Origin of the sequence: Aestuariirhabdus haliotis (genome assembly GCF_023509475.1) — a bacterium.
GTDB classification, from domain to species: Bacteria; Pseudomonadota; Gammaproteobacteria; order Pseudomonadales; family Aestuariirhabdaceae; genus Aestuariirhabdus; species Aestuariirhabdus haliotis.
The window spans coordinates 349519-364175 of the sequence record NZ_JAKSDZ010000001.1 but is presented as its reverse complement, the minus strand read 5'-3'; the positions used below and the strand labels follow the sequence as shown (position 1 = coordinate 364175).

Below are 14657 nucleotides of genomic sequence, written 5' to 3'. Positions count from 1 at the left end.
GAAAATCTGGAGCCCATCGATGACCACCTTAACCGAACAGATTGCTGCCTACGAAGTCCAGAAAAAACAGAAAGTCCCCGCCGAACTTCTGGAGATCATGAACGGCGCCACCCGGGATCTGGTTGCCACCGGCATCGAAGCCCAGGCTCTGGCCGTCGGTGATTCAGTGCCCGACATCAACCTGCCTAATGCCAATGGCCAGTCGGTACGTCTCTATGACCTGCTCAAGCAAGGTCCTGTAGTGCTCAATTTCTACCGCGGCGGCTGGTGCCCTTACTGCAACTTTGAACTGGGTGCCCTGCAAGCCGCCCTGCCGGAGATCAAGGCCAAAGGAGCGCAACTGGTAGCCATCTCACCACAAACCCCGGACAGTTCGCTCTCTACGGCGGAAAAAAATGCCCTGGAATTCGAGATTCTGAGCGATCAGGGCAATCAGGTCGCGGAACAGTTTGGCCTGGTGTTCGAACTGCCGGAGTCTATCCGTGGTATTTACGACAAGTTCGGCATTGATGTGGTCGCACATAACGGCGAAGACAGTTTCAAACTGCCCGTTCCCGCCAGCTACGTGATCAACAGCGACGGCAATGTGACTTACGCCTTCGTTAACGCGGATTATACCCAACGCGTGGAGCCTCAGCAGTTGGTTGACGCCATCTGATCATCATCCTTATCGATCAACCACCAGGGTAGCCAGCTCATTGCGGCTGGTTACCCCCAGCTTCTGGTAAATACGATAGAGATGATTCGATACTGTCGAGGGTGAAAGTCCCAGTTGGCGCGCCGTGGCTTTGAAGGTCTGGCCACGGCAGATCGCCTCAACCACCTGCCGCTCGCGCAGGGTTAACTGATCCATTGGTCCCCGGGGCCAGACATCGATACAGTACAGATCTCCGATGGCCTCCTGTTGCAGGCTATAGCCCAACTCCTCCAACACGCCTTGTCCCTGCTCGATATCAAAGGGTAATCGGCTGGAAGTCTTGCCGGGAAAGCAATGCTCCATACAATCGATAAAATCCTGCTGAACCTCATGGTAGATACCGTGACGATCACAAAGAGCGGTGACACTGTCCGGGTTGGCGGGCTGATGCCGATCGAGGTGCAACAGGCAGTTGTGCGAAGCGGCACTTAACAGGTGATAGAGCATGCGTCGCTGCACCTGCTTATCGGTCTCGCTAAAGGGCTTGTCCCGGGAAAAACGATAGAGCGTCAGCAGGGTGATCAGGCCACTGCGCTGGTCCAGATGCAGCGAGCTGAGAATGCGCTGGATGCCATGGGGCTCAAAACACTCATGGTAGATGGGGGACTGATAAAACGCCTTATCATCGATCACCTCGGCCATATCCACTGGCTCACCGGGGTGGCTGATGAGGGCATTGGTCAACGGATTGATATCCCGCAAGCGGAGCAGTTCATCCACCAGCTCAGCGGGAACACCCATCAGCGTGTGGTTATAAAAGCTCATGGTGCTGGCATGACCACTGCTCCAGATAGCGCCATCGAAGGCAACCAGCTCCCGTAGCTGTTCCAGAGCCCAACGCCGGTAGCGATCCAGCTCCACCCGGGAGGTCGCACGGTAGAGGCGTCCGATAAGTAGATCAATGCTGGTTTCTGTCACTGCATCCCCCCGTTAGGCTATTTTTACTATCGCAGCGACGCTCAGTCTGTCACAGAATGAAGTCAAACAATAACGGGCGATTACTATGTCCTCTTATCAATGTCACACCCTGATCATCGGCGGTGGTGTTGCGGGTATTGTTACCGCACTGGAACTACTGGACCGCAACCAACCGATCATTTTGATCGACCGGGACACTCCGGAACGCTTGGGCGGACTGGCACGTTGGGCCTTCGGAGGCATGGCTCTGGTTAACACACCAGAACAGCGGCGCATGAAAATAGCCGACTCGCCGGAACTGGCGCTAAGTGACTGGCACAGCTTTGCCCGCTTCGATAAAGACGATCACTGGCCCAAAGCCTGGGCCCGCCATTACACCGAAAACTCCCTGGAACAGATCTACCACTGGCTTCGCACACAAGGCCTGAAGTTTTTCCCGGCAGTCAACTGGGTCGAACGGGGTCTCTATGTTCCCGGTAATTCAGTGCCTCGCTACCACGTGCTTTGGGGTACCGGCTGGCATCTGGTGGAAGTATTGATCGCCAAACTAAAAAACCACCCTAACGCACGCCAATTGCGCCTATTGCACCGCCATCGAGCCTCCGACCTGATTTGCGACGCTCAACAACGGGGTTGTGAGGGCATCGATGAACAGGATGGCAGTGGGTTCCAGGTCGATGCCGAACAGCTTGTGGTCGCCACAGGCGGGATCAACGGCAATATCGAACGGGTAAAACAGAACTGGCATCGACCCTGGGGCCAGCCCCCGTCAGAGATTCTCAATGGGGCGCACCCCTTTGCCGACGGCCATGTGCACGACCAGATCGATCAGCTTGGCGGTCGCCTGACCCACCTGGATAATATGTGGAACTACGCCGCCGGCATTCCTCATCCGAAGCCCCACTTCCCGGGCCATGGCCTGAGCCTGATTCCCTGCAAATCCGCCCTCTGGCTGAACCACCGTGGCGAACGCATTGGCCCCGAGCCTCTGGTGACCGGGTTCGATACCAACTATCTGTGCCAACAGGTGAGTCAACAACAGAAGCCCTGGACCTGGCAGCTGTGTAACTGGCGCATTGCGGCGCGAGAGCTTGCTATTTCCGGCAGCGAACACAACATCCATATTCGGGACCGTAAGCTGGTTTCCTTTCTTAAGGAAACCCTGTTGGGTAACCATCGACTGGTTCGTCAAATGCAACGCGAGAGCGACCATTTCCTGGTCGCCGAGAACATCGACGAGCTGGCAGCGCAGATGAACAACCTGACCGACCAACCCTACATTGACGCCACCCGGCTCGATCGGATGCTGGAGCAGTATGACCAACGCATCCGTCGCGGCAAGGCCCTGTTTAACGACGACCAGCTGCGGCGTATCGAGCATGCTCGCAAGTGGCGTCCAGACCGGATTCGGACCTGTCAGCCGAAGCCTATACGCGGATCTGGAGGCGGCCCACTGATCGCTATGAAACTTCGCCTGGTCAGCCGTAAAAGCCTGGGCGGGATTCAAACCGATCTGCAAAGTCGTGTACTGGACGCCAGCGGACAGCCCATTCCCGGCCTGTTCGCCGTTGGCGAAGCGGCCGGTTTCGGTGGCGGCGGCGCCAGCGGCTTTCGCTCCCTGGAAGGAACCTTTCTCTCGGGCTGCATTCTGACCGCGCGCAACGCCGCTCAGCACATTACCCTTAACCCCTAACTGCAAACACAGACGGACAACAACAATGAAAAAATCTGGTGCCTGGCTCGCTCGTTACGCCCTCGAACAAATTGGTGTAAGCCATACTTTCGGTATTCCCGGTGTACACAACACCGAGCTCTACGATGAACTCAACAAGTCGGAACAGGTGACTCCAGTATTGGTCACTCACGAGGGCGGCGGCGCCTTTATGGCCGACGCCATCAGCCGAACCTCCGAGAGTATCGGCACCATGCTGATCGTTCCTGCAGCAGGGGTCACCCATGCTGCCAGTGGTATCGGTGAAGCCTTTCTCGATGGCATTCCCATGCTGGTGATCGCCGGCGGCATTCGCAGCGATTCCGACTACCGGTACCAGCTGCACGATATGGATCAACACAGCCTGTTGGCCCCCATTACCAAGGGTACCTGGAAAGTGGCTTCTCACGCCGAGGTCATTCCCACCCTGTATGAAGCCTATCGTGTGGCCACCCGCGGCGAACCCGGACCCGTGTTTGTCGAAATACCCGTGAATATCCAGCTCGATCTCGGCGAGGTGAATGAGCTTCCCGACTTCGAGCCCGCGCCGCTAGATACGCCAAAGGTTGACGATGCCGCACTGGAGCGCGCCGCCCAGTTACTGCATCAGGCCAAAAAGCCAGGACTGTTTCTCGGCTGGGGCGCCATGGCCGCCAGCGAACACAGCATCGCCATTGCCGAACGGCTGAACGCTCCGGTCTGCACCACCTTGCAAGGGCTGAGTGTGTTTCCTGCCAACCACCCATTACATACCGGCATGAGTTTTGGCCCCCACGCCGTTCCCGCGTCACAACAAGCCTTCGCCGACTGCGACTGCTTGCTGGCCGTCGGCACCCGCTTTGGCGAGATTGCCACCGGCAGTTTCGGGATGCCTGTGCCGGAACAACTGGTGCATATCGATATCAATCCGGCGGTACTGAACAACAACTTCCCGGCCACGGTTGCTCTTGAGGGTGATGCTACCGAGATTCTGGCGCGCCTGCGTGAAAAGCTGGAAGCCCTGGAAGCGAAAACCCACAGCCCAGAGTTAAGTCAAACCATCGCCAGCAGTAAACAGGCATTCCTGGAAGAGTGGTATGCCCACGACAGTGGTGATCGCGTCAATCCTGCCCGCTTTTTCAAAGGTCTGCGCCAACAGTTATCGGACGATGCCTGGGTGGTCGCCGACGATGGTAACCACACCTTCCTGACCGCCGAACTGATGCCAATTAACCAGGTGGGGCACTTTATCTCACCGACCGACTTCAACTGCATGGGCTATGCCGTACCGGCCACCACCGCCACCAAACTGGCCAATCCCGAACAACAGGTCGTTGGCATTATCGGCGATGGCGCTTTTATGATGACCTGCATGGAGTTAGTGACCGCAAACTCACTGGGAGCGGCTGCGCTCTATGTGGTGTTCAATGATGGCGAGTTGTCCCAGATAGCCCAGGCCCAGCAGATTCCCTATAACCGCAAGACCTGTACCTTGCTGACCGGGCTCAATATCGCCGGCGTGGCCCAGGCCACTGGCGTGGAATATGTAGCCCTCGACAACAACGATAGTATCGACTCTGCCCTGCAAGAAGCCCTGAACCTTTGCAGCCAGGGGCACCCCGTTATTCTCGATGTGCGGGTGGATTACAGCAAATCGACCTGCTTCACCAGCGGAGCGGTCAGCACCAACCTGAAACGGATGCCGCTCAATACCAAGGTGCGAATGATCAGCCGCGCACTATGGCGTAAAATTACGGGGTAGTCGCACAAGAAGATCAGTCAGGAGCACAGCAACGCATCGGGGATCAGGCTGCAAAGGCGATCCCCGCTCGCTCTTCATGCACCCACATGATACGTGCTTTACGCGGGTCCCGAGATTCGGTGAGATCGATGACTTCACCCTGTTGCAAGGCCATTTTGCAGCTGATCCCCAACCCTGATTCCGAACGATCCAGCACCAGGCATTCGATGCTATTCCCGCCGATACTGAGCTCGGCCAGCTCGAGGCAGGACTCGCGCTCCCCTGAGCGTCGTTCACTTTCCGGGTAATACTGGGTGCAGTACTGTGGCTCGTAACCAGCGGCAAAACGCACCTGCCCGGTGGCCAGAGCATTGAGCAGATTTCTGGGCCGATAAAAGCCGCCCTTGATACCGATCACTCTATCCACGCTGGGATGCACCAGCTCACCCAATATGGGCTCCATACCCTGTTCGGCTCGCTGTCGATAGCCAATGGTTCGTGGTTCCGCGTCCCAGCCAAAGCGCTCGAACAGACGGTGAAAGAGACCAAACTCCCGGGTCACCTGGGGTGAATGCCCCTGCTTCAACGCCTGGGCATCACTGTGCTGTTCTTCTCGGGTGATACGAAAACGCAGCCCCTGAAGCGCCTCTTCGCGTAGGGGTGTGCCAGCCTGACTGGCCTCTTCGGCCATCCATAACAGGCTACGGTCTCCCAGATAAGGATCACCATAACCACACACATCGGCATGACTGCCGGTAAACCAGAGCTGTTCCACCTCAGGATGCTGGCCCATTTCCGAGCCTTGGGTGAGCCAGGGGGACGGTGGATAAAACGAACGCTGCTCGTCAATCGCCAACACTTGCCGGGCGGCATGTACAACCGGCACCGCCGACTGACGCCCCAAACACCAGCCCAACCGGGACGATAGCTGCGTCAAACCCGGGACAGGAATACCATTGGCGCCCAGGGTATCCCAGAGTCCAAGCATGCGAATTTCCGGCATGGCATTACAGCGATAACAGGATTCATAAGTCTTCCGCTCATCCACTGATAAAGGGCGCCGCTGCTCGGCCCGGTACAATTGATAGGCCTGACGGCGTTGCTCCCGACGACTCATCGGCAACAAGCCCACCCGATCGATAAAGCCACAGAGGTTGCGTGCCGCCCAGGCGCCTCGACTGGCGCCGAAACAGTACAGCTGATCGCCGCGCTCGAAGTGCGTTACCAGGTAATCATAAGCACGCTCCACCTGCTGCAGGGCCCCAAGCCCTGTCCAGCTTTTCCAATGCCAGGCTGCTGCGTTGCCATCGTCATAATAAATGGCAGGGTTGTGTGTCGGCACCACCCCGTCTGCCAGCATGACCATCTGCTTCAGTCGAACCAGATTACCCTTGGCAGGCACTCTCCTGAATTGTCCCCAGCTCCCATCCAGAAACAACAGAATTGGTTTTCCCATGGCGCTCCCTCCGCACGCAGCGATCTCTCCTGAAGCAACATCGGTCGACGGCCCTATCGGCAATAATTACCAACAAGCCCGCCGCCATAATCTGCTCGAACACTCTAGGTATAGTGCAGCAGCGCGATCTCTTTACGATCAAATTTGCATTACAACGCGAGCCTTGAACCAAAGCGTTATATATCATTCTCGGGACGGAACCGGTCAGCCTGGCAGCAATTCGAGCATCGACAGGGCCCGGTCACGATAAAAGCCCCCGAACAGATTGAAATGGTTCAGTACATGGTACAGCTGATACAGGGTTTGCCGCTGTGCACAGTCAGTTGGCAAGGGCCATTCCGCCTGATAGGCACGGTAGAAGTCATGGTCAAAACCACCGAACAGCTGTGTCATCGCCAGATCGGTTTCACGATCGCCATAGTAACTGGCCGGATCAAATAGCACTGCCTCGCCCTTATCACTCAGGGCCGCGTTGCCCGCCCAAAGATCACCATGAAGCAGGGAGGGTTCAGGCTGATGATTCGCCAATAAGGCTTCAACCCGTACTACCCAGAACTCGGGCTCACCCAGATTCGCCCCGCGCTGGTTAGCCAGGATAAGCTGTGGCTCAATCCGGCAGCGAGCAAAAAAGCTAGCCCAGCTCGGCATCGACTTGTTGCGCTGGACCGTCCGGCCAATAAAATTGTCTTCGGGCCAGCCATAGGCTTCCCCGGTATGCTGTCGATGCAAGCAGGCCAGGGCTTTGCCCAGCGCGGAACCATTGCCCGGGCGCAGTGACAGATATTCCAGCAGCAAGTAGTTATCCCCCTGCCCGCGCTCGCAAGCAATGACTCGGGGGACCAACATACTTTCACAGCGCGCCAACGCCCTTAAACTGTTCGCTTCGGTAGCAAAATTTTGATTCTCTGCTTGGGTGTTGTGCTTGACAAAAAAACAGCCTGCCGTGGTGCTCAATCGCCAGGCACCATTGATATCACCTCCACTGACTGGCGATATCGATTGAATGCTTACCTCGGTCTTCAATGCCCGGCCCAGGCACTGTTCAAGAAAACCACGCTGGTTGTTGGCTAACACGGCGGACACCTGCCAGCTGGGCAAATGATGACGCTTTCCTGAAAATCAGGCAGGATAGCCTGAAAGCCAATTGCCCAATCGAGGGTCATACTCTCAAACCTCGTACACCACGTGCGAAATAGCATAGTTTAAGAATTACCATAGTTTATAAGGACGCTGGCCCGGCATGCAGATGATCAACACCGTTAGTACGGACAACTATGACAGTTGGAACTATACCCCATCCGGCGAGAAGCGAGGCTACATCCAGCCTCACCAGCTCAAGGAGCTCTGGTTCCATACAGGTACAGCCTGTAACCTGTCCTGCGACTTTTGCCTGGAAGGCTCCGGTCCGGCCGATAAGCGCATCGAACTGATCCAGTTTGATGAAGTGAAACCCTATATGGACGAAGCCATAGAACTTGGGGTCGAGCAATTCTCCTTCACTGGCGGCGAACCCTTTGTCGCCAGACAGATTATCAAAGTACTCGAGTACGCCGCCAACCTGCGTCCCTGTCTGGTACTGACCAATGCGACCGAGCCCCTGCACCAGCGCCGTAAGCAGCTCCATCAGCTGCTGGAGTGCGAACATCCGGTTGCTTTCCGAGTCAGCCTCGACCACCCGCAAGCAGCGGAACACGACGCTGGCCGTGGCCAAGGCAGCTTTCACATGGCGATGGAAGGCATGCAGTTGTTGCAGGAGCTGGGCTTTCACCTGTCGGTCGCCCGGCAAATGGCAGCCGACGAAGATACGCCCGCGGTAGAAGCTCAGTATCGGGAACTGTTTCGCCGTTATGGCCTGGACGAAAATTTACGCCTGGTGGCCTTCCCCGATTTTCTGCCCCCCGGTGCCAGCGCCGAGGTGCCGGCCGTCACCGAAAACTGTATGACCCAGTATCAGAACGAGCAGAGTCGACAACAGTTTATGTGCGCGTTCAGTAAGATGATCGTCAAGAAGCAGGGTCAGCTGGGTATCTATTCGTGCACATTGGTCGACGATGACGTCGACTATAACCAGGGCACCAGCCTGCGCGCCGTAATGCAAGAACGAGTCAGTATGAAGCACCACCGTTGCTTCAGTTGCTTCTCGTTTGGCTCCTCCTGCAGCGAGATCTAACTCCAATTCAACCCACGCTTATACCGTGAACACTCCAACCCAGTCATTCATCAGAGGTGCCCTAAGTTTGTCAATAAAAAAGCCCCGACCAAGGCCGGGGCTTTTCCAGTAACATAAATGTATTTTTAAACAAGCGACCTGTTACGAGGCCTTTCTCCGTTTTGCAGCACCTATTCCAAGAAGGCCCAGGGCGAACAGAACCAGTGTTTCCGGTTCGGGCACCGTTGTCGCTCTTACATCACTGACAAACTCACCTGAAATATCAAACGCATAGGCCGAGGTGCGTTGATTGTTATCATCATCAACAAAATTTGAGGTACCAGCTCCCGACCAAACCCCGGTAAAGAGGTCACCCGATTCGAAATCGTTATTATATTGCGTTAGTACGGCGACATAGGAACCGGCATCCAAAATCAACGAGAGCAGTGCATCCCAAGAATTTCCTGATGATGCCGAGTTCACATTAGAAGCATCATCATCATCCTCTACCAGATCACCAGCGCTATCGAACAGAAACAGCTGGGTGTCAAAGCCACCATCCGCGATCACATTCCCGGCGCCATTGGTGCCTCCCGCATAACCCCAGGAGGTCAGGTTGACCGTCGATTCTTGAGTGACAGTGAAGCTGGTATAAAAACGCGCATCATCATTGCTAAAATTACCCGTGTAGGACATGGCCAACGCATGCACGTTAACACTGCACAGCAGCATCGCTATCAAAAAAAATCCTTTTTTCATGTTGTATCCTCTAAATCAACTTTGTTTGAACTGGCCTAAGCGCAAAGTTCACACCAATTCTTTTAAGCTGTTAATTTATAAGATGAATTTATTCGCCAACCTACTGCCCGCCCTAAGGCTTGTAAAATATTCTGACGATTCTTCACTTTAGTTAGTATGGATTTTGATTAGCATCCGTCACTTTTTGACCATCACAATCCCGAGCCACTAAATCGTCACAAGCAACAGCTTGGCCGCCACGCACCAGATGACTACCCATAGGGGCGAGCGTTGCCACAGGGTCAATAACCCGAAGCCGATGATGCCAATGGTCAGATCGACATTCGATGCCACACCGGAAGTAAACACAGGGTCATACAGAGCCGCGCCCAGAATCCCAACTACTGCGGCGTTCAAACCGGCAATGGCGTTCAGAGCCGCCGAATTCCTGTAAAATGACTGCCACCATGGCAACACGGCCACCAACAGCAGAAAGCCGGGTAAAAAAATACACACCAGCGCGACCAAGGCACCAAGCCAGGGCGCTTGCGCTAGCGGAATCAGCGCACCCAGGTACGCAGCAAAGGCAAACATGGGTCCCGGTATTGCCTGCGCAGCACCGTAACCGGCAAGAAAACTCTCATTGCTTATCCAACCATTTGCGACCACCGAATTTTCGAGCAACGGCAGCACGACATGACCACCGCCGAAGACCAGTGCGCCGGCCTGGAAAAACGCATTGGCGACAGAAAACATTTCTGCCGGCGCCAACGCCAGACCGCAGAGCAACACCAGAAAAACGAACAAGATTAACAATCCGGTTCGCTTGCCGTAGGCAACCCGAATATGGCCACTCGTCTCTTCCTGTGAGATCCGGCACAGCAGTGCACCGGCCAAGCTGCCCCCAACCACCACAAGCAGTTGCGCCCAAACCGAATCCATCAACAACAACGTACAGATCGCCAACAAAGCGATACCTCGTCTCTGCCGGTCGGGACAGAGTTTTTTCGACATACCCCAAACAGCATCGGCCACCACCGCACAGGCCACCGGTTTCAAACCATCGATTGCCGCCTCGGCCAAGGGACCAGATAGCCAGGACAGTATCGAGGCAAAGCCAATCATCAACAGCGCCGAAGGCAGCGTAAAGCCAACAAAGGCCGCTAAGGCCCCCAACCATCCCGCACGCAACAAACCCAGAGCAAAGCCCAGCTGGCTGCTGGCTGGCCCCGGCAAAAACTGACAAATGGCGAGCAATTGACCGAACTGGCTTTCACCCAACCACTGCCGGCGCTCTATCAACTCTCGATGGAAATATCCCAAATGGGCGACCGGGCCGCCAAAAGAGGTTAAGCCTAATTTGAGAAAGGTGATAAACACTTCGATAACGCTGCCTTGATTCGAAGTTTGTTGTGCGGACATTCAGGTGTTTCCTTATTAACAATCAGGGCCAAATGCCGAGGTAGCGATAAACACTAAATCAATCAAGTCAGCCAACACCGACCTGGCTGCAGTTCAAAAAGGTTTTATAACAAATTAACTTTATAGAAATATTTCAAGGGTATAATTTTTTCTGTTTTACAATGGCATTGCGGCGTAATGCCATACTAAAGAAAAGCCATTACAGCTTTAAAAAAACCGCAGCACGCTCTGTTTCAACAAACCCGTCCGGGACGGTCTGAAATAATCGACTGGAAAGGTATTGGCGAAAATCGACCAGTATCTTCTCCATACTGACCAGTTTCCCCCCTTGGCTTTTCCGGGAACGCATCCCACCTTGAACCCTCTCACAAATATTCCTGTCCTCAGCCAGAAAGGCTTCGACAAACTGAAATTCCGGTGACCTATAATCACTGACTTTCTGCTCCAACAACCCTCCGGGGACCAGCCGGCATTGCTCGGGGCCTTGCGGTAAAATCTGGATCCAGTTCAATCCATCGCAGGTAATCACGGCAATAAATGAAGGTGGCAGGAAGAGCAGCAAATAATGGTGACAAATTTCCGGGTAATATCCGCTTAACCACTTGGTCACTGAGTTACGTTTATCCTTGATCGTTCCACCGGTCAACGCCCATTCAGCGTTTCCGGCGACGTAATATGCCTGCTTGCTTGGCGTCGTTGTCTCCAGAGTTTGCTTATGTACCTTGAACAGATGGTAGCTTTCGATACCATTTTCCACGGCCAGCTTCCAATTGCATTGCCAGTGTTCCACAGGCATTTGGTAGGAGTATTGAAAGCGTTGAAGTTCAAACAACGACAGGTAGTCATCCACCCCTGCAATTTTTTCAGCGAAGGGCAGGGGAGAGTCTGACAGATTTACAAAAATCAGCCCATTCCAGGATGCCACCGCGAACCGCGCCAAGCAGTGTTCGTCTTTCTCAATGACAACGTCTCCTGTCAGAGGCGCACCCCTGAACGAGCCCTTATCGTCAAACGTCCAGGCATGATAGGGACAGACGATATTTTTCGATAGCCGACCAAAGCCTTGCTCCAGCAACGGCGTCCCCCGATGACGACAGCTATTTGAAAGCGCCCGTAACTCGCCGTCTTGTCCTTTGATAAGGATCAGGGGCTCACCAGCGATATCCATAGCAAAGTAATCCCCCGCGATGGCCAACCTGTCGGCAGCACAGGCAAAAATCCAGTCATTCAAAAAAACCTGCTCAACCTCAGCCTCGTACACAGCCGGGTCGTGGTAGACAGCAAATGGCAAACCGCAGGCCTGCTTAAGAGACACCTGAGCCGATTGCCGATAGGCCTCCATTATTGTCCGGGTCATTTTCTTTCCTCGTAGATTCATTCAGATATACCGCAAACAGCCGAACCGCTCAGCCGCCGGTTATTTGTTGTCATAGTTGACAATAAATAACGATAGAGTAAACTGCCGATAATGACAATCTATCTGGAGTAATAAAATGGGCCGTCCAAGCAAGAAAGAGGAGCGCACCGAAGAGATCCTCGATGCCTTTTACCGATGCGTTGCTCGCTATGGCCTCGATGGCAGCACTCTGGAACGAGTCGCGGAAGAATCCGGCCTAAAACGCAGCCTGGTTCGTCACTTTGTCGGTAACCGTGAAGCGTTGGAATCTTTGCTGGTAGACCGTGTACTCGAACAATCATTGCAGCAATGGCGCGGCTTTATCGATGCCTTACCGGCGCGCAATCGTTGCGACCATCTCTTGCAAGGCCTGTTCAGCGATCAGTACAGTGATGCGGAGTATATTCTGGTGATTGAGTCCCTTATTTTCTCATCCGCTCGCGACAAAGTCCTGCGTCTGCGGATGCAGGAATGGATGCAGCGTTTTACCGACGACATAACCCTTATCCTGAAAAGTGATCACCCAAAATCAGCCGATCAGGATCTTGAGGCGGTTTCTTTTGGCCTTATTTCCCTCTATTTCAACCTCGATTCTCTTGCGCCCTTAGGGCTAAACCAACGCTACCGTCAACCGGCCTGTATTGCGGCGCAACATCTCCTCAATTCTTTAACAACCAACTAACATCCGATAGGAGTTTACTATGACTCTGGCTTACAGTTTGGGAGTAATACTACTGCTCTGGGTCACTTATGACCTGTTCAGCGGCAGCGCCTGGTTACACCGAAAGTTTTACCGCGCACAGGAACCCTTAGCCTACTGGAGCACCATGTTACTCTGGCTGCTAGTCGCGGCATCCTGTTTTTTCTGGGAGTTTTAACAGCATGGCACTACCTCAACGTCACCTGTTGGTCCGCTGTGTTTATGGTCTGGTAATGATCAGTATGCTGGTATTCCTGGTGTGGCAGTCATGGTTGCCTCTCTCGAACCACAACAACCCTGCGGCCCAGGAACTCAATCAGCACGTCATCAAGAATCTCCTGACAAAAGTACCTCCCGACTCGGTTGAAGGGGATATACCACCGCATGCTACGCAGGAGCTGATCACGGAGTCACAAATAACGGGATTGAGCCAACGAATCGATCTTAACGGAGATTCCGCACAACAAATCAGAACTCATTGGCAAAACCTGGCCAATTCTCCGTTAGCACCGATGATGACCCAACGTAAAGTGATCTATGCCGTTTACCGGGACTACGAGCCTGGCAATCACTCCATCGTCCTGACGTTGGGTTTCAACGAACCCATTAAAGGAATGGATCCTGTCATCATTAAGGCGGGTAAATACAAAAAACTTCCGGATCAAACAGTACTCGACGCCTGGCAAAACACCGAATCACCATCATCCACCTTAGTCTATGAATCCGATTTTGAACGGTGGGTGTTGAATGAAAATTTCCAGCCTGTAGCCGTGACGGCCTACCTTGGAATCCAGTAAAGGAGATTAACCTGTGAGTGAAGAGCGTTGGCTGAACTACATGGAATTTATGTCGTTCAATATCTACGACTGGATACTGGTTTTTGCTTGCCTGTTTCTGGGCTTGGAAATTTTGAACGATGCAGTAACTCGTCGCTTCAGTGGCGAGCGTTTGCTAGAAACTGCTACCAGCGTATTTACCCAGGTACCCTATTATTTTTCGGAAATAATCATATTTGGTAGCGCCGTATACCTCTATTTTATGATTTATGAATGGATTCCCTGGAAGATTCCAGTAAATGGCTACAGTGCCGTACTGGTCTTACTACTGGCTGACCTGACCTACTACATTGAACACTACGCCATACATCGGATTCGCTTATTCTGGCTGGCTCACTCGGTCCATCACAGCTCCAGCGTTTACAATACCGCTACTGCATTTCGCTTCAGCCTGTTCGACCCGGTGGTTTCGGTACTCTTTCACCTGCCGCTGGTATTGATGGGTTTTAATCCCATAATGATCTTTGCTGCTGAAGTATTAGTACAGGCTTATCAATTCTGGATTCATAACGAAATGATCGGAAAACTTGGGCCCCTGGAATGGTTTTTTAATACGCCATCTCACCACCGGGTTCATCACGGATCTGACTCAAAATATATCGATAAAAATTTTGGCGGAATCTTAATTATCTGGGACCGGATCTTCGGCACATTTCAAAAAGAGGAAGAGTTACCCACCTACGGGCTTACGACTCCCATGACCAGCAAAAACCCTATTACTGTACAGTTCTTTGAATTTTCACGTCTCTATAAGGATCTGACGGGAGCTAAGAGTCGGTCGGTGTTTATTCGTTATCTGATAAAGCCGCCTGGATGGCAACCCAAAAACAAGTGTTAAGGCAACATAAAAATACTCAAAAAAATCTCGCTTTCAGGCCATTCAAAATCATGGATCGCCTGAAAGGTCTAAGGCT

14 protein-coding genes are annotated in these 14657 nt (G+C 53.6%); 8 read left to right on the top strand and 6 right to left on the bottom strand.

What is annotated here, in order from left to right; translation table 11 throughout:
* Positions 1–19 precede the first annotated feature (19 nt).
* Positions 20–658: a peroxiredoxin-like family protein gene (locus MIB40_RS01785; protein ID WP_249690080.1), complete on the top strand. Its 639-nt coding sequence runs from the start codon at positions 20–22 to the stop codon at positions 656–658.
* 9 nt (positions 659–667) lie between these two features.
* On the opposite strand, the gene MIB40_RS19705 is transcribed toward MIB40_RS01785, so the two are convergent.
* Positions 668–1615 (bottom strand): response regulator transcription factor, encoded by a 948-nt coding sequence (locus MIB40_RS19705; RefSeq protein WP_249690078.1) that lies wholly within the window; start codon positions 1613–1615, stop codon positions 668–670.
* Positions 1616–1700: 85 nt separating this feature from the next.
* Between MIB40_RS19705 and MIB40_RS01775 the strand changes: the two genes are divergently transcribed.
* Together MIB40_RS01775 and MIB40_RS01770 are read left to right on the top strand one after the other, a co-directional pair.
* Positions 1701–3308, top strand: coding sequence for an FAD-binding dehydrogenase (locus tag MIB40_RS01775; protein ID WP_249690076.1), 1608 nt, complete (start codon positions 1701–1703; stop codon positions 3306–3308).
* A gap of 25 nt (positions 3309–3333) precedes the next feature.
* Entirely contained in the window at positions 3334–5067 is a 1734-nt protein-coding gene (locus tag MIB40_RS01770) for a thiamine pyrophosphate-binding protein (RefSeq protein ID WP_249690074.1), read from the top strand.
* A gap of 43 nt (positions 5068–5110) precedes the next feature.
* On the opposite strand, the gene MIB40_RS01765 is transcribed toward MIB40_RS01770, so the two are convergent.
* Positions 5111–6502, bottom strand: a complete 1392-nt coding sequence (locus MIB40_RS01765; RefSeq protein ID WP_249690072.1) for a phospholipase effector Tle1 domain-containing protein — start codon at positions 6500–6502, stop codon at positions 5111–5113.
* A 204-nt stretch (positions 6503–6706) separates the two neighbouring features.
* Positions 6707–7576, bottom strand: coding sequence for a fructosamine kinase family protein (locus tag MIB40_RS01760; protein WP_249690070.1), 870 nt, complete (start codon positions 7574–7576; stop codon positions 6707–6709).
* Between the two features lie 166 nt (positions 7577–7742).
* Here MIB40_RS01760 and MIB40_RS01755 point away from each other — a divergent pair, with 166 nt between their 5' ends.
* Positions 7743–8672: a radical SAM protein gene (locus MIB40_RS01755; protein WP_249690068.1), complete on the top strand. Its 930-nt coding sequence runs from the start codon at positions 7743–7745 to the stop codon at positions 8670–8672.
* Between the two features lie 141 nt (positions 8673–8813).
* Here the strand turns inward: MIB40_RS01755 and MIB40_RS01750 are convergent, their stop codons facing one another.
* The 3 genes from MIB40_RS01750 to MIB40_RS01740 all read right to left on the bottom strand — a co-directional run bounded on the left by MIB40_RS01750 (position 8814) and on the right by MIB40_RS01740 (position 12168).
* Complete coding sequence (locus MIB40_RS01750) at positions 8814–9410, bottom strand: DVUA0089 family protein (RefSeq protein WP_249690066.1); 597 nt, start codon at positions 9408–9410, stop codon at positions 8814–8816.
* 207 nt (positions 9411–9617) lie between these two features.
* A complete protein-coding gene (gene chrA / locus MIB40_RS01745) occupies positions 9618–10811 on the bottom strand; it encodes a chromate efflux transporter (RefSeq protein WP_249690064.1) in 1194 nt (397 codons plus the stop codon).
* 199 nt (positions 10812–11010) lie between these two features.
* Positions 11011–12168 carry an aromatic ring-hydroxylating oxygenase subunit alpha gene (locus MIB40_RS01740; RefSeq protein ID WP_249690062.1) on the bottom strand — a complete coding sequence of 386 codons (1158 nt, stop codon included), beginning with the start codon at positions 12166–12168 and terminating at the stop codon, positions 11011–11013.
* A gap of 136 nt (positions 12169–12304) precedes the next feature.
* Here MIB40_RS01740 and MIB40_RS01735 point away from each other — a divergent pair, with 136 nt between their 5' ends.
* The 4 genes from MIB40_RS01735 to MIB40_RS01720 are packed head-to-tail and all read left to right on the top strand — an operon-like array spanning position 12305 to position 14581.
* The gene (locus MIB40_RS01735) at positions 12305–12889 is read left to right on the top strand and encodes a TetR/AcrR family transcriptional regulator (protein ID WP_249690060.1); all 585 of its coding nucleotides are present in this window, start codon (positions 12305–12307) and stop codon (positions 12887–12889) included.
* A 19-nt stretch (positions 12890–12908) separates the two neighbouring features.
* A complete protein-coding gene (locus tag MIB40_RS01730) occupies positions 12909–13085 on the top strand; it encodes a hypothetical protein (protein ID WP_249690058.1) in 177 nt (58 codons plus the stop codon).
* Between the two features lie 4 nt (positions 13086–13089).
* Positions 13090–13704, top strand: coding sequence for a hypothetical protein (locus tag MIB40_RS01725; RefSeq protein WP_249690057.1), 615 nt, complete (start codon positions 13090–13092; stop codon positions 13702–13704).
* Between the two features lie 13 nt (positions 13705–13717).
* Positions 13718–14581 (top strand): sterol desaturase family protein, encoded by an 864-nt coding sequence (locus MIB40_RS01720; protein WP_249690054.1) that lies wholly within the window; start codon positions 13718–13720, stop codon positions 14579–14581.
* Positions 14582–14657 lie beyond the last annotated feature (76 nt).